An 18,239-nucleotide genomic window follows, 5' to 3' on the forward strand; every position below is an offset into this window, starting at 1 on the left:
AGAAAATGCATTTCAATCCGGTAGGTTGCATGTTGTTTAATGAGAGCGGATTCATTCGCGAAGCGCAGACAACGCAACTGTTCGCCCTCAAACCGCGCACATCTATATAGACGCGCTCCGTTAATGCCCATTATTCGCCACGATGACGAGTGAAGGTCTCCAGCAACCAGGCACCGGCAGGCCCCAGGCTGCGCTGGCGTGACCAGATCACATCCACTGCCGAACTGCGCGGCCAGCCCGGAACGTCCAGTTCCTTGAGCTTGCCGCTGGCGTAACCGGACACCAGCCAGCGCGGCAACGCCGCCCAGCCAAACCCGAAAGCAGCCATGTCCATGAGCAGCAAGTAATTGGGGGCTGACCATGGGCGATGACCGCTGATGGGCAAATCATCGGTGGGCACGCTTTGATCCACCAATGTGTTCAGGCGCAACGCCCGGTACCGCGCCAGATGCTGGTAGTCGACCTTATCCTGCTGAGCCAGCGGGTGTTTGTGCGCCACAAACAGGCCGAAATCTGCACGCTCGGCGATAGTCGAGTAGCCGACTTCCGGGGGATAACTGGCCTGAGCAGACAGCAGCCCCAAACACGCGCGGCCTGACTGGATGAGGCTGATGGCATCGCCGTGCTCCGCAAATACACACTCCAGCTCCAGCTCCGGGAAACGTTGATCAAGCTCAGCCATACGAGTTTCGAAATCAGCGAACTGGTTGGCGTCGGACAGCACCAGCGTCAGACGCGGCTCCACACCCTCCGCCAGACGCCCGGCAGCGCGGCGCAGCTTATCGGAAGCGGCCAGCACATCCTCGATACGCCCGAGCATGGCCCTGCCCGCCTCGGTAAGGGCCGGATGCTTTGAAGAGCGGTCGAACAACTCCAGCCCCAGGTCAATCTCCAGACGTGCGATGGCCTCGCTGATCGTCGACTGGCTTTTGCCCAAACGCCGCGCCGCTGCGCTGAAAGAACCTAGCGCGACAGTCTGGGCAAACGCCTCAAGGGCTTCGGGGGAATAACTCATCTGAACCTCGTATCGGTTTTACCGATGGAAACGATTTTCACTTTAGCGCAGGGGCCGATGACAATGCACGTCGTCGAACGCAAACACCTATGCCTTGTGGGAGCGACCGGGATGGCGCTCCACCTTGCTCGCGAAAAGGCCATCGCAGATATCAGGTCTATCGCGTCCAGCCTTATCGCGAGCAAGCTCTGCTCCCACATAAGAATGCACTTCAAGGCAGCAATTTATGCGGCAGTTGCTGGTAAACCAAAAGGCCAAACTATGCCAACCAAATCCATCAAGGAACGCGCCTTCCACGCGCTTCTTTTCGAAATTATCGGCGTCCTGCTGTTTGCGCCACTGCTCGCCTGGGCCATGGGTCACTCGCTGGCCAAAATGGGCGCGATGACCGTCATGATTTCCACCGTGGCCATGCTCTGGAACATGCTGTTCAACGCCATGTTCGATGGCCTGCGCCGCAAATGGGATTTCAAGCTGTCATTGGGGACCCGCATCTTGCATGCGCTGGGTTTCGAGAGCGGCCTGATTCTGGTGATCGTGCCACTGGCAGCGTGGTGGCTGTCGATCAGCCTGCTGGAAGCGTTCCTGCTGGATATCGGTCTACTGTTGCTGTTTTTGCCTTACACCCTGATCTTCAACTGGGCATACGACGCTCTTCGGGAACGTGTCATCCAGCGCCGCCAGCTTAATCGCCAACGGTTTTCGCCAGCTCGGCGATCAGAAAATCCCTGAAGGCGGACACGGCGGCCGGTAGATTTCGACCGGCCATGCTTTGCATTTCGATTCGCCGCGCCTGCATGCCCTCATCGAGAATCGGCAAACAGCGCAACTCTTTGCCCACCACCTGCTTGTGCAGGGTCATTTCACTGGAAAGGCTGATGCCGCCTTCCTCACGAACAAAGCTGTACAGCGCGCCGATGTAATTGCTGGTCAGCACTGGCTCGAACATCAGGCCTTGCACCCCGCAGCAGATATCGAACAGTTGCCGCAAAGTCGTGTCAGGCCTTGGCAGTGCAATGGGGTACGGCTGCAGTTCGGCAAGGCTAACGGCCTCACGCCCGGCCAGCGGGTGGGAATTGGCAACCACGGCAAAAATCGCTCCGCTCATGACGTGCTCGACGCATATTTCCTTTTGAGGCGTGAGGCTGAACGTCAGCGCCAGATCAGCCTCCCCGGAGCGGACTTTCTCGGTGGCTTCAGCCGGTGCGCACACTTCAAGGGTGAAGTGAATCCCATGGTACTCGCGACGGAATGCAGCGATGCTATGGGGCATGTAATCCAGCGCAAAACCTTCTGAACAGGCGATGTGTACATGACCGCGCTGCAAGCCGTGCAACTCGGTAATCTCCAGCACCACCTGCTCGGCTTCCAGTTGCGATTTGCGTGCATAAGCCGCCAGTCGCGTGCCTGCCTCACTGAGCACCATCCCCCGGGCGCGCCGCTCAAATAGCGTGGCGTCCAAAGCCAGCTCGAGCTTGGTGATTTGCCGGCTCACCGCAGAGGCTGCGACATTCAGGCGCACCGAAGCCTCACTGATGGAACCGCAACGCGCTACTTCAAGGAAATAGCGCAGGGCCGTGGACTGCACGCCGTATAGCTGCATCTGAACCTCTGTGAATTGCCTTTTCGGCAAAGCTAGTATCGAAAGATTGTGCTTGTGGCATTGGTAAACCATCGCCTACATTCGTGTCCACACCAAAAAGAACATTGCCTGATTTCCTTTCCGCATTTGCGAACAGCTGCCCTTTGATTCAACCACTCTCGCCAACGGAGACGACGGCATGGGCATCAAAGGTTTCGCTTTCAGTATTGCGCTGCTGGGCTCCATCAGCAGCTTCCCGGCTCACGCCGGTAAAGCCAACGACACACTGGTTTACGCTTCCGACAGCGAACCTGAAAACATCAGTCCCTATCACAACGACCTGCGCGAAGGCGTGATTCTCGGCCGGCTGATCTGGGACAACCTGGTATACCGCGATCCCAAAAGCGGCGAATACAAACCCATGCTGGCCACCAGCTGGAAACAGGTCGACGACACCACCATCGATTTCGAACTGCGCAAAGGCGTCAAATTTCACAACGGCGACGCATTCACCGCGGACGACGTGGTGTTCACCCTCAACTACGTCGTGTCGCCCGAAGCCAAAGTCGTTACTGTGCAAAACGTCGACTGGATCAAGAGCGCCGAGAAAACCGGTGACTACAGCGTCCGCCTTCACCTGAAAAAGCCTTTCCCGCCCGCCCTCGAATACCTGTCCAACGCTGTCCCGATGTTCCCGAAAAACTATTTCGAGAAAGTCGGCATGGCTGAATTCAGCCGCAAACCGATTGGCACCGGCCCATACAAAGCCGTATCGGTTGTAGCGGGTGAAGGCGTGACCATGGACATCAACAAGGACTACTTCAAAGACAGCCCGCAAGGCCTTCCGCACATCGGCCACATCAAATTCCGGGTGATCCCGGACGCTGAAACTCGTCTTGCCGAGCTGATGACCGGCGGTGTCGACTGGGTGTGGCGCGTGGCGCCGGATCAGTCGGTCAACCTCAAAGGCATGCCGAACCTGACGGTGACCAGCGGCGAGACCATGCGTATCGGCTTCCTGATTCTCGATGCCCGTGGCACCTCCAGCGAAAACTCGCCGATGAAGAACCTCAAGGTGCGTCAGGCGATCAACCACGCGATCAACCGTGACGGGCTGGCCTCGCAACTGGTGGGCGGCGAAGCCAAACCGTTGCAGGTGGCGTGCTACCCAGGGCAGTTCGGTTGCGATACCACGGCGGCGACGGTCTACAACTATGACCCGGCCAAAGCCAAGGCACTGCTCGCTGAAGCCGGTTACCCGAACGGTTTCGAGACAGAAATCTTCGCCTACCGCGACCGTGATTACGTCGAAGCCATCATCGGCAACCTGCGCGCCGTCGGCATCAACGCCAAGCTGCGTTATCTGAAATATGCCGCCCTGCGCGATCAGCAACGTGGCGGTAAAGTACCGATGTCGTTCCAGGCCTGGGGCTCGTTCTCGATCCTCGATACCTCCGCTTCAGCCGGTACCTGGTTCAAAGGCAACCCGGACGACAACATCAAGGACCCGCAAGTCCAGGGCTGGCTGCAAACCGCCGACAACGCCCTCGACCCGCAAGTGCGCAAGGACAACTACCGCAAGGCGTTGCAGCGCATCAGCGAGCAGGCCTACTGGGCGCCGCTGTTCAACTACTCGATGAACTACGCCTACACCTCGGAACTTGAGTTCACGCCGTACCCGGATGAGTTGCCGCGCTTCGTGCTGTCCAGCTGGAAATAACCCGCGACCATCGTTGCCGTGGTGCTACGTGATCGCGCCACGGCATACCTTCACTTTTTCAGCCAATGGATACGAGGAAACTTGCCATGCTTGGGTTCCTTCTGCGTCGTCTGGGCATCGCCGTGTGCGTTGCGATTACCGTGTCGATCATCAGTTTTTCTCTTCTGCACCTGTCCGGTGACCTGGCCACTGCCATTGGCGGGCCGGAAGCCAGCAGCGAACAAATCGAGCAGATCCGCGTGCAGTACGGTTTGGACAAACCGTTGCCAACCCAGTACTTCAACTGGCTGGGCGACTTGCTGCGGCTTGATCTGGGCGATTCTTTTTTCTTTCAGGAATCGGTCTACAACCTGATTGCCAGCCGTTTGCCGATCACCTTGAGTCTGGGTGCGATGGCGCTGGGCATTGCACTGCTCGTCGCCATTCCGCTGGGTGTTCTCGCTGCAGTCAAACGTGACACCTGGATTGATCGACTGGCGTTGAGCATCGCCGTACTCGGTCAGGCGATGCCGAGTTTCTGGTTTGCGCTGATGCTGATCGTGGTGTTTGCCGTCACCCTCAAATGGCTGCCGGTGTCGGGTAACTCGACGTTCTTGCACTTCGTGATGCCCGCCATTGCTCTGGGTTATTACGCAACACCGGCGATCATGCGCCTGACCCGCGCGGGCATGCTGGATGTGCTCAATTCCGACTACATCCGCACCGCCCGCGCCAAAGGCTTGCGCCCGGCCCGGGTGTTGTTCAAGCACGCGCTGCGCAATGCGCTGATTCCGGTGGTGGCGCTGGCCGCAGTGGAATTCGGTTTCATGCTTGGCGGTTCGGTCGTGATCGAAACCGTGTTCTCCCTGCAAGGCGTAGGGCAACTCGCCTGGGACGCCATCGCCCGCGACGACTTCCCCGTGGTGCAAGCCGTGGTCCTGCTGATCGCAGTGATCTACATCATCCTCACGCTGCTGGCTGACGTGCTCAACGCACTGCTCGACCCGCGCATTCGTGTGCGCTAAGGAGGCTTTGCCATGTCCATTAATTCACGCAGCTCCATCGGGCTCAACTGGATCTGTAGGAGTGAGCTTGCTCGCGATAGCGTCAGGTCAGGGAATGACTGCTCAACTGACACATCGCATCGCGAGCAAGCTCACTCCTACAGGAATTGCATTCATATCCAGATATCGGTTTTTTCATTGATGAGAGCGCTGCCCGACGCTGAAAGGAGACACCCATGAGCACCCCGACTCCTACCCTCGCCATCAACGACTACCTGCCACCCCCCAGCAGCCTAAGCCGGGTGTTGGGCAAAAGCTTTCGCCATCGCGGTTTTGCGATTGGCATGGTGTTGCTGATGATCATCTTCATCGGCGCGCTGTTTGCGCCGTGGCTGGCGCCCTACGACCCTTACGTCCAGGACGTGATGCTGCGCATGAAACCGCCCGTGTGGATGGCCAACGGCACGTGGGAATACCCGCTGGGTACCGACAAGCTGGGACGTGACTACCTGTCACGTCTCCTCTACGGCGCGCGTATCTCGCTGTTCATCGGCGTTGCCGCCGCGTTGATTTCCGGTTTCATAGGCACGGTCATGGGCCTGCTCGCCGGTTACTACGGCGGCAAGGTCGACGCTTTTATCAGCTATCTGATTACTACGCGCCTGGCGATGCCGGTGGTGATGGTTGCACTGGCTTCGGCCTCACTGATGGGCGGCTCGCTGAAAGTCGTGATCGTGCTGCTGGGTTGCCTGTTGTGGGATCGATTTGCGGTGGTGGTCCGGGCGTCGGTGCAGCAGATTCGCGATGCCGAATATGTCGCCTCCGCGCAAGCACTGGGCTGCTCGACCCTGCGGATTCTGGCCAGTGAAATCCTGCCCAATCTGGTTGGCGCGCTGATCGTCGTCGCCACCCTGGAAATGGCCCACGCGATCCTTCTGGAGTCAGCGCTGTCGTTCCTCGGTGTCGGCGTGCAACCGCCCACCCCGTCGTGGGGGCTGATGATCGCCGAAGGCAAACCCTACATGTTCTTTTCCCCGTGGGTCATCGCCATCCCCGGCGTTGCCCTGATGATTCTGGTGCTGGGCATCAACCTGGTAGGCGATGGTCTGCGCGACCTGATCCTGCCCGACGGCCGCAACTGATAGAGGAGCCACGAACATGGCACTACTCCACGTTGAAAACCTGCGCGTCGATATCCCCATGGGCAACAGCCCGACGCCGGATGACATGCTGCACGCAGTACGCGGCCTGGACTTTGAAGTCGAGCGCGGCGAGATGCTGTGCATCGTCGGCGAGTCAGGTTGCGGCAAATCCCTGACCTCACTGGCGCTGATGGACCTGCTGCCGCGCAAGGCCAAACGCACCGCCAACCGCCTGACCCTGGACGGCATCGACATGCTCGCCCAGAGCGAGCGGCGCATGTGCGACCTGCGCGGCAACCGGCTGGCGATGATCTTTCAGGAACCCATGACCTCGCTGAATCCGGCCTACAGCATTGGCGATCAGCTCAGCGAGGTACTGACCCAGCACCGCAAGGTGTCACGCAAAGACGCGCTGGCCCGTGCTGCGCAGATGCTCGAAAAAGTCGGCATCAGCAACGCCACCGAACGCCTCGGTCAGTACCCGCATCAGCTCTCCGGCGGCCTGCGCCAGCGGGTAATCATCGCCATGGCCTTGATGTGCGAACCGGACCTGATCATCGCTGACGAGCCGACGACGGCGCTGGACGTGACGATTCAGGCGCAAATCCTGCGGCTGATCCGCGACATTCAGAAAGAGTTCGGCCTGGCGGTGATTTTCATCACCCACGACCTGGGTCTGGTCGCGCGGATCGCCGACCGGGTGGCCGTCATGTACGCCGGGGAAATCGTCGAAACCGCTCCCGCCCTGCAACTCTTCGAAAACCCGCAGCACCCTTACACCAAGGGCTTGCTGGCCAGTATCCCGATCCCCGGCAAGACCAAACCCGGCGAAGCGTTGGGTTCAATTCCTGGCCTGGTGCCCAGTCTGGTCGGTGAGCAACAAGGCTGTGCGTTCCGTAACCGTTGCGGTCAGGCCATTGATGCCTGCGCGCAGAACATTCCCGAAATACTGCGCGACGGCCACATGGCGCGCTGCCTGTTTGCAGCGCCGGGGCCGGAGCCGATTCGGCAGATGGAGAGTGCACGGTCATGAAAAAAGACATCGCTCTTGAGCTGTGCGACATCCGTCGTGAGTTCCGAATGAACAAAGGCTTCTTCAAAGCCCCGGCCACCCTCAAGGCTGTCGATGGTGTATCGCTGCGCCTGATGCGCGGCGAAACCCTGGGGCTGGTCGGCGAATCCGGTTGCGGTAAAAGTACGCTGGCGAAAATGCTACTCGGCCTGCTACCTCCTACCAGCGGCGATGTACTGGTAAATGGCAAGCACTTGGCGGCCACCGATCGCAAGGAAATGTCCCGGCATATCCAGCCGATTTTCCAGGACCCGTACTCGTCGCTGAACCCACGCAAGACCCTGCGGGAAATCGTCACCCTGCCGCTGATCGTGCATGACATCGGCACCACTGCCGAGCGTCGCAAAAAGACCGAAGAAATGCTCGACGTAGTGGGCTTGCCCAAACGCGTGATCGACAGCTACCCGAGCCAACTGTCCGGTGGCCAACGCCAGCGCGTAGCGATTGCCCGGGCCTTGATCATGCGCCCGGACGTGCTGATCTGCGACGAACCCACCTCGGCGCTGGACGTTTCGGTGCAGGCGCAGATCCTCAACCTGCTGCAAGACCTCAAACGCGAATTCGGCCTGACCTACCTGCTGATCAGCCACAACCTGGCGGTCATCGAACATCTGGCTGATCGCGTGGCGGTGATGTACCTGGGGCGTATCGTTGAAGAGCGCACCCGTGAATCCTTGTTCGCCGAACCCGGGCACCCCTACACCCGCGCTCTGCTGGACTCGGTGCTCACGCCCGATCCGCGTTTGGGCATTCCCGACATCGGCCTGCACGGTACTTTCCCCAACCCGATGTCGCCGCCGTCCGGTTGCGCTTTTCATCCGCGCTGCCCGAGCTGTTTCGCGCCCTGCAAGACGGCCTACCCGGCCAATGATTCGATTATCGGCGGCAAAGTACGCTGCCACCTCCACGACAGTCCTGCCCAAACTTTGGAGCTCGTCCACTCATGAGTCGTTCACAGGCCATCAGCTACACCACCGAGCAGTTCGACAACGGCGCATTCCTGTCCCTGCTCGAACGCAGCGTCGCCCTGCACACTGAAAGCCAGATTCCGGATCAGTTGCCGGAGCTCTATCGCTACCTCAAGGAATTCATCACGCCCCACGTCGAGGCGCTGGGCTTCAGCGTGCAGGTCTACGACAACCCGCTGCCCAAGCGTGGCCCGTTGTTGATCGCCACTCGCATCGAAGATCCGGCATTGCCAACCGTGCTCAGCTATGGCCATGGCGATGTGGTCAACGGCTACGACGCACAGTGGCGTGAAGGCCTGTCGCCGTGGGAGGTCAAGGTCGATGGCGAGCGCTGGTACGGGCGCGGCACTGCCGACAACAAAGGTCAGCACCTGATCAACCTGACCGCTCTGGAACAGACCCTCAAGGCACGCGATGGCAAGCTGGGTTTCAACGTCAAGCTGCTGCTGGAAATGGGCGAAGAAGACGGCTCGCCGGGTTTGCGTGCGTTCTGCGAAGCACACCCTGAAGAGCTCAAGGCGGACGTGTTCATCGCCTCCGACGGCCCGCGTCTGGCGGCTTCCCGGCCAACGATTTTTCTCGGTTCGCGGGGCGTGTTCAACTTCGAACTCAGCGTCAATTTGCGGGAAGGTGCACACCACTCCGGCAACTGGGGCGGCCTGCTGTCCAACCCGGGGATTATTCTGGCCAACGCCATTGCCAGCATGGTCGACCAACAGGGCCGGGTAAAAATTCCCGCGCTGATGCCCAAGGAAGTACCCGAAGCCGTGCGCTTGGCCCTGGCGGATATCGAAGTCGGTGGCGGTCCTGGCGACCCGGAAATCGACCCGAACTGGGGCAATCCCGAGTTGACCCTGAGCGAAAAAGTCTTCGGCTGGAACACCCTCGACGTCATTGCCTTCAAGACCGGCAACCCCGATGCGCCCGTGCATGCGATCCCCGGCAAGGCCAATGCCCACTGCCACATCCGCTTTGTGGTGGACAGCGACTACAACACCTTCATCCCGGCGGTACGCGCGCACCTGGATGCCCACGGTTTCACTCAGGTAGAAGTCAAACAGGGCCGCATCGACATGATGAACGCCACCCGTCTTGACCCGCAAAGTCCATGGGTCGATTGGGCGCTGAACTCCCTGGCCGAAACCACCGGCAAAAAACCGGCTCTGCTGCCTAATCTGGGCGGCTCATTGCCTAACGATGTATTTGCAGACGTGCTGGGTCTGCCCACCCTATGGGTGCCACATTCTTACCCGGCCTGCTCGCAGCATGCGCCCAACGAGCATTTGCTCGCCCCCGTGGTGAAAGAGAGCCTGCAAATCATGGCCGGGCTGTTCTGGGATCTCGGCAACGACGCTTCGCGATTGACGCAGGAGCATCAACAACGGGAGCAGGCCAAATGAGCGACGCTCGACAACAGGCGCTGGACTGGCTCGCGGGCCAGGGCGAAGCGATGGAGTCATTGCTGCAACGCATCGTCGACACTGACTCCAACAGCTACGACAAGGCCGGTGTCGATGCAGTGGGCGCACTGCTCGCGGCCGAACTGCAAGCCGATGGCATCCTGCTCGAACGCATGCCGGTGGAAGGGTTTGGTGATGTGATGCTCGCCGAAGTCTCCGGCGCAGCGGGCAAGCCGGTATTGCTGCTGGGCCATCGCGACACGGTTTTTCCCAAAGGCACCACCACAACCCGAGGTTACAGCCGGGACGCCACCCTTGCTTACGGACCCGGTGTGGCTGACATGAAAGGCGGTCTGGTCCTCAACTGCTTTGCCCTAAAGGCGCTGAAGCGCGCCGGGCAACTGCCCTACCCGGTTCAGGTGTTGTACACCGGTGACGAAGAGATCGGCTCCGGCAGTGCCCGCGGCCATATTGAAACCGCTGCGCGTGCGGCCCGTGCCGTGCTCAATACGGAGCCCGGCAGAGCCAGCGGCAATGTAGTCAGTGCACGTAAAGGTGGCGCCACGTTGATCATCGAAGTCACTGGCCGTGCGGCGCATTCAGGGGTCAACCATGCCGACGGCGCCAGCGCCATCGAGGCGCTCGCGCGCAAAATCGTCAAACTGCATGCCCTGACCGATTACCCGGCGGGCATCACCACCAACGTGGGTCTGATGTCCGGCGGCACGTCGAGCAATACCGTCGCGCCCAGTGCTACGGCCAAACTCGACGTACGCTTTATCGAACTCAAACATTGGGATCAAATATTCGAAGCGATTCAGAGGATCGTCGCCGAAGAAGAATTGCCCGGCACCACTGCCGTCCTGAAAGAAGCCACAACATTCCTGCCCATGGAAGCGCGGCACAGCACCCGCTTGCTGGCGATGTATAAGAAGCAGGCGCAGACACTGGGTTTCAGTGTTGAAGGCGAGTTCACTGGTGGCTGTGCGGATTCGGGTTTCACCGCTAGCCTCGGTATTCCCACGCTGTGTGGCCTCGGCCCGGTGGGCGGCAAGGTCCATACCGATCGCGAATACCTGGAGCTGGACACCCTGGTGCCCCGCGCACAGGCATTAGTGGCGACCATTCTGGCTGTCGGTGAAGCTTACTGAGGTAATTGGTCTCTTCGAAACGCCGGGGATTGGCTATCCACACCGCCAGTCCCCAACGTTAAGGTTGGCGCCATCGCCCGACTGGGCATTCAACCTAAGAGAACGCCAACATGAACGAACGCATCCAATGGGCCACCGTTGCCCCTGAAGCCTACCGCGCCATGGCCGCCCTAGAGGCCGCCGTCGGCAAATCCGGACTGGAAAACTCGCTGCTGGAACTGGTCCGCTTGCGCGCCTCGCAAATCAACGGCTGCGCCTTCTGCATCAACATGCACGCCAACGACGCCCGCCGCGCCGGAGAAAAAGAATCGCGCCTGCAAACCGTCAGCGTCTGGCGCGAAACCGCGTTCTTCGCCCCTCGGGAAAAAGCCGCGCTGGCGTGGGTCGAAGCGATGACGTTGCTGCCCAATCAGCAGGCATCGCAGGAGCAATACCTCGCCTTGCAGGAACACTTTACCGACAGCGAAGTGGTCAACCTCACTCTGGCGATTGCGACCATCAATGCCTGGAACCGCTTTGGTGTCGGGTTTGCGATGGTGCCGGCATAGCCTGAGCTGAAATACCGCTCCTCCGTGGGAGCGGTGCTCGGGAAAGCGCTGTTTCAAACGGTACACAGGCTGCAGATGTACCGCCCTCTTCGCGAATGAATTCGCTCCTACCGGGATCTGCGCTTGCAGACCAACATGCATCACCCCGCGCCTGATTCAACACAATTCCTGTAGGAGCTGCCGAAGGCTGCGAAGCGGTGTGTCATATAAAACGCTTTCGCAGCCTTCGGCAGCTCCTACGGTGATTGTGCGCTGTTCATCCATCGATCAAATTTGCAGATGCTTCACATAAGGACTATTGGTTGGAGTACTGACCGGGCTTTGAGGAAACTCACCGGCGCTCTCACTACAGGCTCTTACCAACATGACGACAAACGTTTTAAAGCTGGCCGCGTTCAGCGATGGCGACCAAGGCGGCAACCCCGCAGGTGTGTGGCTCGGGGACTTTTTGCCGGACGAGGCGACGATGCAGCGGATTGCTGCGGAAGTAGGTTTTTCCGAAACAGTGTTTGCTGCGCCCAGCGCCGAAGGATTTCGGGTGCGGTATTTCTCGCCTGAAGCCGAGGTGCCGTTCTGCGGTCACGCGACGATTGCCCTGGGCGCGGCGCTGGCCGGTCAGTATGGCGACGGCGTGTTCAAACTGACACTGAATCAGGCAGCAATTACCGTTGAAGGCCATGCTCAAGGCGATTTGATTTCAGCAGCCCTGCAATCACCGCCCACTCACAGCGGGCCCATTGATGATGCCTTGCTTCATGAAGCGCTGGAGTTGTTCGGCTATGCCCAACACGATCTCGACGCGCGTATTCCACCGGCATTGATCAACGGTGGCGCACAGCATCTGGTGCTGGTGTTGAACAGTCGGGAAAAACTCCGGGCCATGGAATATGACCAACAGTCCGGGCATGAGCTGATGACCCGTGCCGGATGGGTCACGATCTTGCTGGCGTATGCGGAAAACCTGCAACTGTTCCACACCCGCAATCCGTTCGCGTGGGGCGGCGTGTACGAAGACCCCGCCACTGGCGCTGCAACAGCGGCATTCGCCGGTTACCTGCGCGATCTTGAATGGCCTCACGGCGGGCACATCGACATTGTGCAGGGCGAGGACATGGGCAGTCGCTCGCGGATTCGCGCTGAGATTACTGATCTGAAAGGCAGTTCAATCCGGGTTTCCGGCATGGCCCGCACGCTATAAGTCAGACCTTGAGTCGGGTCCCGCCGATTGCAACACCGACCAGCATCACGGCGACAACCATAAATGCCAGCTCCAGGCTACTGGAGTGGGCGATAAACCCAATGGCAGCGGGGCCGATCAAAATCCCGGCGTAACCCAACGTGGTCAACGCCGGAACGGCGACGTTTTCCGGCATGCTCTTTTGTCGGCCAAGCGCGCTGTAGCAGACCGGGACGATGTTGGAACAGCCCGCCCCCACCAACGCGTAGCCGAGCAATGCGGCTTGCCATGACGGTACGAGGGTCGCCAATGCCAACCCGGCCGCCGCACAAAGACCACCAAGAATCACCACCTGCCGTGGGCCAACACGTCGCACCACCGCATCGCCGAACAAGCGGCCTGCCGTCATGGTCAGGGCGAACACTGCATAGCCCAACCCCGCGTAAGAAGTTTCTACACCGCGTAACTCACTGAGGAACACTGCGCTCCAATCCAGCATTGCCCCCTCGGACAGGAACACCGTGAAGCACAGCAGGCCGAGAAACAGCACCACGCCTCTTGGGATGGCAAACGGCGGGCCATCGGTTTCGCTGCCGTAACTCAGGAAATGCGGTGCGGCCTTGAGCAACGCGATCAGTAAAACCGCTACAACGGCAAACATCGCGACCAAAGGCGACGCGCCGACGCTCAACAACCCTGCGACACCCGCCGCCCCGGCGATACCGCCCAGACTGAACAAACCATGGAAACCGGACATCATGGTTTTGCCACTGGCGCGCTCGACGATGATCGCCTGAATATTCACCGCACAATCCAGTGCGCCCATCGCCGCGCCGAAAATGAACAGCACGGCAACCAGCGACGGCAAATGCGAAACCGTGGCCAACAGCGGCAGGCAAAGGCAAATGATTGCCGAGGAAATCAGCAACACGCGGCGACAACCGATACGCGCGGCCAATGCACCGGCAAGAGGCATGGCCACAATCGAGCCGACACCCAGACACAGCAGCAACAAGCCCAATGTGCCCTCATCCAGCCCAACCCGGGCCTTGGCATACGGCACCAATGGCGCCCAGGCAGCAATGGCAAAACCGGCAATGAAAAACGCCACGCGAGTGGAAAATTGTTCCAGTCGTCCCGGCACAACCGGCGCCGGGGTGCTGATGGAAGTCATGCAGGCTCCTTGAAAACGGCGGACCAAAAGGTCCGGTAATGGAGGGCAGACTAACAAAGGTTGGGGGTTAACCAAATGGGTACGGAGGAATGGAAGTCCCAGAGTAGCGCATTCCCCCTGTGGGAACTGCCCCGGTGTCCCTGACACCACGCTGTAGCGCAGCAAACACGGGACCTGTAGGAGTGAGCTTGCTCGCGATTCGATCTGTTGGTCGATGAATATATTGCCTGTGCTGGAGCTATCGCGAGCAAGCTCACTCCTACAGAAAATGCATTCCAAATCAGGTAGTTATTTCTTGTTTGATAGGAGCTGGGCAAGCCCAGCTCCTACAGGGAAATGACGGTAAGCTCATTGAAAAATCCCCAGTGGGTAATGCGCTCGCTCCCACAGAGTTACACCGCTAAACTACGCACCATTTTGAACCGGGCCGCCCTGCAACTGCCCACAACGTAAAGAGGCTGCTGTGTATAAAGGTGTGCTGCTGTCGGTTCTGGCTTCGGTGCTGTTTGGGGTGATGTACTTCTATACATCGCTGCTCAAGCCGCTGGGCGGGGAAGAAATCTTCGGCTGGCGGATGCTGCTGACGGTGCCGTGCGTGACGGTCTTTCTGCTGTTCAGTGGCGATTGGCACCTGGTCAGAAAAATCACTGGACGTATCCGCCATCAACCCACACTGCTGATCGGTATCGCCGCATGTTCGCTGTTGCTGGGCGCGCAATTGCTGGTGTTCATGTGGGCGCCGCTGCATGGCCGCAGCCTGCAGGTTTCCATGGGCTATTTCCTGCTGCCGCTGACGATGGTTGTCACTGGGCGCATCGTCTATGGCGAGCGGCTGTCGCGGCTGCAGAAGGTCGCGGCCTTCTGCGCCATGGTCGGTGTCGCCAACGAGTTGCTTAACCACGGCAGTTTCGCCTGGGAAACCCTGCTGGTCGCGGTCGGTTATCCGCTGTACTTCGTCCTGCGCCGAAAGCTGGTCACCGATAACCTCGGCGGTTTGTGGTTCGACATGGCCTTCATGCTACCGATCAGCGTCTGGTTCATCGTCAACGGCGATGCGTCAGTGGTTGAGCAATTTCCGATGCTGTATGTGCTGATTCCAGTGCTTGGCTTGATCAGCGCCTCGGCACTGGTCAGCTACATCGTTGCCAGCCGCCTGCTGCCATTCAGCCTGTTTGGCTTGCTCAGCTACGTCGAGCCGGTATTGCTGGTGGGCGTCGCGCTGCTGCTGGGCGAAAGCATCAAGCGCGATGAATGGATGACCTACTTGCCCATCTGGCTGGCGGTGCTGGTGCTGATCTTCGAAGGTTGCAAGCACGTGCTGGCGCAGCGGCGGAGCTGATTACTGGATGAAGCGCTCCAGTTGCATCTCCTGCAAACGGCTCAAGGTGCGACGGAAAGCGAACGACAGATAGCCCTGGGTGTACAGCTCGTGCATCGGCACCGCCGCATCGACATATAAAGGCACGCGGCGGTCATAACATTCGTCCACCAGCGCAATGAAGCGCCGAACCCCGTCATCGTGGGGCGACAATTGCGGCAACTCACGATCCCCAGCCACCACCTGTTCGACTGCATCTTCGGTACCACGGGCGATTTTCGCTTCGCGCTGAGGCGCACTGAGGGCCGGAACTTCGCTGAGCAGTAGTGTCGAGAACCGGTCGCACAGTTCGATAAAGTCCATGGCGGCCAAAGGCTGCTCACACAGGTCGCCATAGCGGCACCACAATACTGAGTCGCTGTGCTGAATACTGTTGATGCTGCGATGCCCTACAGGCACCGCGCCACTGGACACTGTTTCATCACCCTTGAGCGTCTCGAATACAGCAGCCAGCGCGCTGCTCTGCCCCGGTGCGGTAACGAAATACCGCTGATGCAGCAGTCCCGGATGCAAGCGGTGGTCTTCACCGCCATCGACCGTGACCACTTGCATGTGGCGCTCAATGGCGGCAATAGCAGGCAGGAATCGTTCACGATTGTGGCCATGGCTGTACAACTGTGCGGGCGGCTGGTTAGAGGTGCAGACCAGCACCACGCCCGCGTCGAACATGGCTTGCAGCAAACCGCCAAGGATTACTGCGTCGCCAATATCAGTGACGAACAACTCGTCGAAACACATCACCCGCACATCACGCCCCAGTTCCTGGGCCACGACTTTGAGCGGATTGGAGGTGCCGATCAGTTCGAACATGCGCTTGTGCACCCAGCGCATGAAGTGATGAAAATGCTGACGCCGAGCCGGAACGCTGAGGCTTTCGAAAAAGCGGTCCATCAACCAGGTCTTGCCCCGCCCGACTGGCCCCCATAGATAAACGCCCTGCGCCGCTTTCGGGTTGTCGTTCAGCGCCAGGAAACACGCCTGCAATTGCTGGACGGCATGCAGTTGCGCAGCGTCCGGCTGGAAACCCAACTGCTCGACAGCTCGTTCATAGGCCTGCAAGGGTGAAACGGCATTCATGAGTAGCGCATCGCTCGGCTAAGTGAGGGGGTGCAAAGCATATACGAGCAAGTGAACTGATTGCGATCTGTTGGCTGACATGAAATCTTGTGGGAGCAGAGCTTGCTCGCGATAAGGCTGGACGCGGTTCACTTTAGATCGCATCCAGCCTTATCGCGAGCAAGCTCTGCTCCCACAGAATCTATGCAAAGCCGGTGCTGCGTGTAGCACCCACCAGCCACATTCAGTAACATCCCCTCTTTTTTGCGCTTGCAGCACTCCACCTCAGGTAACCCATGAAACCAGCCCGTATACGCGCCGATGTCCTGGCCGGACTCACCACATCCTTTGCTCTGGTGCCCGAGTGCATTGCCTTTGCCCTGGTTGCGCATCTCAACCCGCTGATGGGCCTGTATGGCGCGTTCATCATCTGCACCCTGACCGCCTTGTTCGGTGGTCGCCCTGGAATGATTTCCGGGGCGGCGGGTTCCATGGCAGTGGTGATTGTCGCGCTGGTGGTGCAGCACGGTGTGCAGTATTTGCTGGCGACGGTGTTGCTGGGCGGCTTGATCATGATCCTGTTCGGCGTGCTGCGGCTGGGCAAGCTGGTGCGCATGGTGCCGTATTCGGTGATGCTCGGGTTCGTCAACGGCCTGGCGATTGTGATTGCCATGGCTCAGCTCGAACATTTCAGGGTGGGTGACGCCTGGCTCACGGGCCAACCGCTGTACCTGATGATGGGCCTGGTGGCGCTGACCATGGCGATCGTTTACCTGCTGCCACGCCTGACCAAAGCAATACCGCCCGCGCTGATCGCGATTCTGGGGGTTGGTCTGCTGGTCTATCTGCTTGATCTGCCGACCCACACGCTGGGCGATATGGCGCACATTGCCGGAGGCCTGCCGAGCCTGGCATTGCCGGAGGTGCCATGGGATCTGGAGACCCTGCGGATCATCGCGCCTTACGCGATTCTGATGGCGCTGGTAGGCCTGCTGGAAACCCTGCTGACCCTCAACCTGACCGATGAAATCACCGAGAGCCGAGGCTTTCCGGACCGTGAGTGCGTGGCGCTGGGTGTAGCCAACATGGCCTCTGGCGTGTGCGGCGGCATGGGCGGTTGCGCAATGATCGGCCAGACCGTGATCAACCTCAGCTCCGGTGGCCGGGGTCGCCTGTCCGGCGTGGTCGCGGGGTTGATGATCCTGGCGTTCGTGCTGTTTCTGTCGCCTTTGATTGAAGAAATCCCGCTGGCAGCGCTGGTCGGCGTGATGTTCGTCGTGGCCCAACAGACCTTCGCCTGGGCCTCGTTGCGCGTGCTGCACAAAGTGCCGGTCAACGATGTGCTGGCGATCATTGCCGTGACCATCGTGACGGTGTTGACCGATCTGGCCACGGCGGTGATGTTCGGTATCGTTATCGCGGCGCTTAACTTTGCCTGGCAACAGGCCAGAGAGCTGTACGCGGACACGCACCTGGAGGCTGACGGCAGCAAGGTTTACACCCTGCACGGCACGTTGTTTTTTGCGTCCACGACGCGCTTTCTCAACCAGTTCAACCCAGCTGAAGACCCTGCTCAAGTCACCCTCGATTGCCAACATCTGAGCTTTGTCGATTACTCGGCAGTATCAGCATTGCAGACCTTGCGCGAGCGCTATACCAAGGCGGGCAAACATCTGCGGGTGGTGCACCTGTCGAACCGTTGCAAGCAATTGCTCAAGCGGACTGATGTGCAGCATGGGTGATGAACACGAATGCTGTGTTCGGTGCTCATGTGGGAAGTTCTATGTTGACCTGCAAGCACAAACCCTGTGGGAGCGAGGCTTGCCCGCGATATAGGCGCATCGGTTAATCAGGCAGACCGTGTCATCGTTTA

Annotated in this window: 16 protein-coding genes; 12 read left to right on the forward strand and 4 right to left on the reverse strand. The window is 59.5% G+C overall.

Going from position 1 to position 18,239, the window contains the following annotated elements; translation table 11 throughout:
• Positions 1 to 130 precede the first annotated feature (130 nt).
• Positions 131 to 1,015 carry a LysR family transcriptional regulator gene (locus AUC61_RS23500; RefSeq protein WP_243248566.1) on the reverse strand — a complete coding sequence of 295 codons (885 nt, stop codon included), beginning with the start codon at positions 1,013 to 1,015 and terminating at the stop codon, positions 131 to 133.
• Between the two features lie 261 nt (positions 1,016 to 1,276).
• On the opposite strand from AUC61_RS23500, the gene AUC61_RS23505 reads away from it, so the two are divergent.
• Positions 1,277 to 1,747: a multidrug/biocide efflux PACE transporter gene (locus AUC61_RS23505; protein ID WP_243248592.1), complete on the forward strand. Its 471-nt coding sequence runs from the start codon at positions 1,277 to 1,279 to the stop codon at positions 1,745 to 1,747.
• Here AUC61_RS23505 and AUC61_RS23510 read toward each other — a convergent pair.
• Positions 1,701 to 2,618 (reverse strand): LysR substrate-binding domain-containing protein, encoded by a 918-nt coding sequence (locus AUC61_RS23510; protein WP_243248567.1) that lies wholly within the window; start codon positions 2,616 to 2,618, stop codon positions 1,701 to 1,703. The genes AUC61_RS23505 and AUC61_RS23510 overlap by 47 nt on opposite strands.
• 178 nt (positions 2,619 to 2,796) lie before the next feature.
• Between AUC61_RS23510 and AUC61_RS23515 the strand changes: the two genes are divergently transcribed.
• From AUC61_RS23515 to AUC61_RS23555, 9 genes are all read left to right on the forward strand, one after another.
• On the forward strand, positions 2,797 to 4,317 hold the full coding sequence (locus tag AUC61_RS23515) for an ABC transporter substrate-binding protein (RefSeq protein ID WP_243248568.1): 1,521 nt from the start codon (positions 2,797 to 2,799) through the stop codon (positions 4,315 to 4,317).
• Positions 4,318 to 4,403: 86 nt separating this feature from the next.
• Positions 4,404 to 5,321: an ABC transporter permease gene (locus AUC61_RS23520; protein ID WP_122663789.1), complete on the forward strand. Its 918-nt coding sequence runs from the start codon at positions 4,404 to 4,406 to the stop codon at positions 5,319 to 5,321.
• 215 nt (positions 5,322 to 5,536) lie between these two features.
• On the forward strand, positions 5,537 to 6,442 hold the full coding sequence (locus AUC61_RS23525; RefSeq protein WP_243248569.1) for an ABC transporter permease: 906 nt from the start codon (positions 5,537 to 5,539) through the stop codon (positions 6,440 to 6,442).
• A gap of 16 nt (positions 6,443 to 6,458) precedes the next feature.
• Positions 6,459 to 7,475 carry an ABC transporter ATP-binding protein gene (locus AUC61_RS23530; RefSeq protein ID WP_243248570.1) on the forward strand — a complete coding sequence of 339 codons (1,017 nt, stop codon included), beginning with the start codon at positions 6,459 to 6,461 and terminating at the stop codon, positions 7,473 to 7,475.
• Positions 7,472 to 8,461 carry an ABC transporter ATP-binding protein gene (locus AUC61_RS23535; protein ID WP_243248571.1) on the forward strand — a complete coding sequence of 330 codons (990 nt, stop codon included), beginning with the start codon at positions 7,472 to 7,474 and terminating at the stop codon, positions 8,459 to 8,461. The genes AUC61_RS23530 and AUC61_RS23535 overlap by 4 nt, the downstream gene beginning before the upstream one ends.
• A complete protein-coding gene (locus tag AUC61_RS23540; RefSeq protein WP_243248572.1) occupies positions 8,458 to 9,882 on the forward strand; it encodes a M20 family metallopeptidase in 1,425 nt (474 codons plus the stop codon). Before AUC61_RS23535 ends, AUC61_RS23540 begins: the two co-directional genes overlap by 4 nt.
• Positions 9,879 to 11,033: a M20 family metallopeptidase gene (locus AUC61_RS23545; RefSeq protein WP_243248573.1), complete on the forward strand. Its 1,155-nt coding sequence runs from the start codon at positions 9,879 to 9,881 to the stop codon at positions 11,031 to 11,033. The genes AUC61_RS23540 and AUC61_RS23545 overlap by 4 nt, the downstream gene beginning before the upstream one ends.
• A gap of 110 nt (positions 11,034 to 11,143) precedes the next feature.
• Positions 11,144 to 11,581, forward strand: a complete 438-nt coding sequence (locus AUC61_RS23550; protein WP_243248574.1) for a carboxymuconolactone decarboxylase family protein — start codon at positions 11,144 to 11,146, stop codon at positions 11,579 to 11,581.
• A gap of 364 nt (positions 11,582 to 11,945) precedes the next feature.
• Positions 11,946 to 12,779 carry a PhzF family phenazine biosynthesis protein gene (locus AUC61_RS23555; protein WP_243248575.1) on the forward strand — a complete coding sequence of 278 codons (834 nt, stop codon included), beginning with the start codon at positions 11,946 to 11,948 and terminating at the stop codon, positions 12,777 to 12,779.
• Between the two features lies 1 nt (position 12,780).
• Here AUC61_RS23555 and AUC61_RS23560 read toward each other — a convergent pair whose 3' ends face one another.
• Complete coding sequence (locus AUC61_RS23560; protein WP_243248576.1) at positions 12,781 to 13,932, reverse strand: MFS transporter; 1,152 nt, start codon at positions 13,930 to 13,932, stop codon at positions 12,781 to 12,783.
• Between the two features lie 463 nt (positions 13,933 to 14,395).
• On the opposite strand from AUC61_RS23560, the gene rarD reads away from it, so the two are divergent.
• Positions 14,396 to 15,271: an EamA family transporter RarD gene (gene rarD, locus AUC61_RS23565; RefSeq protein ID WP_243248577.1), complete on the forward strand. Its 876-nt coding sequence runs from the start codon at positions 14,396 to 14,398 to the stop codon at positions 15,269 to 15,271.
• Here rarD and zapE read toward each other — a convergent pair whose 3' ends face one another.
• A complete protein-coding gene (gene zapE, locus AUC61_RS23570; RefSeq protein WP_243248578.1) occupies positions 15,272 to 16,387 on the reverse strand; it encodes a cell division protein ZapE in 1,116 nt (371 codons plus the stop codon).
• A gap of 275 nt (positions 16,388 to 16,662) precedes the next feature.
• On the opposite strand from zapE, the gene AUC61_RS23575 reads away from it, so the two are divergent.
• Positions 16,663 to 18,108 (forward strand): SulP family inorganic anion transporter, encoded by a 1,446-nt coding sequence (locus AUC61_RS23575; RefSeq protein WP_243248579.1) that lies wholly within the window; start codon positions 16,663 to 16,665, stop codon positions 18,106 to 18,108.
• Positions 18,109 to 18,239: the final 131 nt, after the last annotated feature.

It is taken from the genome of Pseudomonas maioricensis (genome assembly GCF_022790535.1).
Lineage (GTDB): Bacteria > Pseudomonadota > Gammaproteobacteria > Pseudomonadales > Pseudomonadaceae > Aquipseudomonas > Aquipseudomonas maioricensis.

What these genes read in the sequence shown, in the direction of transcription:
- AUC61_RS23530 (WP_243248570.1), top strand. Translation starts at nt 6,459, where the DNA reads ATGGCACTACTCCACGTTGAAAACCTGCGCGTCGATATCCCCATGGGC.
- zapE (WP_243248578.1), bottom strand. Translation starts at nt 16,387, where the DNA reads ATGAATGCCGTTTCACCCTTGCAGGCCTATGAACGAGCTGTCGAGCAG.
- AUC61_RS23550 (WP_243248574.1), top strand. Translation starts at nt 11,144, where the DNA reads ATGAACGAACGCATCCAATGGGCCACCGTTGCCCCTGAAGCCTACCGC.
- AUC61_RS23575 (WP_243248579.1), top strand. Translation starts at nt 16,663, where the DNA reads ATGAAACCAGCCCGTATACGCGCCGATGTCCTGGCCGGACTCACCACA.
- AUC61_RS23500 (WP_243248566.1), bottom strand. Translation starts at nt 1,015, where the DNA reads ATGAGTTATTCCCCCGAAGCCCTTGAGGCGTTTGCCCAGACTGTCGCG.
- AUC61_RS23510 (WP_243248567.1), bottom strand. Translation starts at nt 2,618, where the DNA reads ATGCAGCTATACGGCGTGCAGTCCACGGCCCTGCGCTATTTCCTTGAA.
- AUC61_RS23525 (WP_243248569.1), top strand. Translation starts at nt 5,537, where the DNA reads ATGAGCACCCCGACTCCTACCCTCGCCATCAACGACTACCTGCCACCC.
- AUC61_RS23515 (WP_243248568.1), top strand. Translation starts at nt 2,797, where the DNA reads ATGGGCATCAAAGGTTTCGCTTTCAGTATTGCGCTGCTGGGCTCCATC.
- AUC61_RS23555 (WP_243248575.1), top strand. Translation starts at nt 11,946, where the DNA reads ATGACGACAAACGTTTTAAAGCTGGCCGCGTTCAGCGATGGCGACCAA.
- AUC61_RS23520 (WP_122663789.1), top strand. Translation starts at nt 4,404, where the DNA reads ATGCTTGGGTTCCTTCTGCGTCGTCTGGGCATCGCCGTGTGCGTTGCG.
- AUC61_RS23535 (WP_243248571.1), top strand. Translation starts at nt 7,472, where the DNA reads ATGAAAAAAGACATCGCTCTTGAGCTGTGCGACATCCGTCGTGAGTTC.
- AUC61_RS23505 (WP_243248592.1), top strand. Translation starts at nt 1,277, where the DNA reads ATGCCAACCAAATCCATCAAGGAACGCGCCTTCCACGCGCTTCTTTTC.
- AUC61_RS23560 (WP_243248576.1), bottom strand. Translation starts at nt 13,932, where the DNA reads ATGACTTCCATCAGCACCCCGGCGCCGGTTGTGCCGGGACGACTGGAA.
- AUC61_RS23540 (WP_243248572.1), top strand. Translation starts at nt 8,458, where the DNA reads ATGAGTCGTTCACAGGCCATCAGCTACACCACCGAGCAGTTCGACAAC.
- AUC61_RS23545 (WP_243248573.1), top strand. Translation starts at nt 9,879, where the DNA reads ATGAGCGACGCTCGACAACAGGCGCTGGACTGGCTCGCGGGCCAGGGC.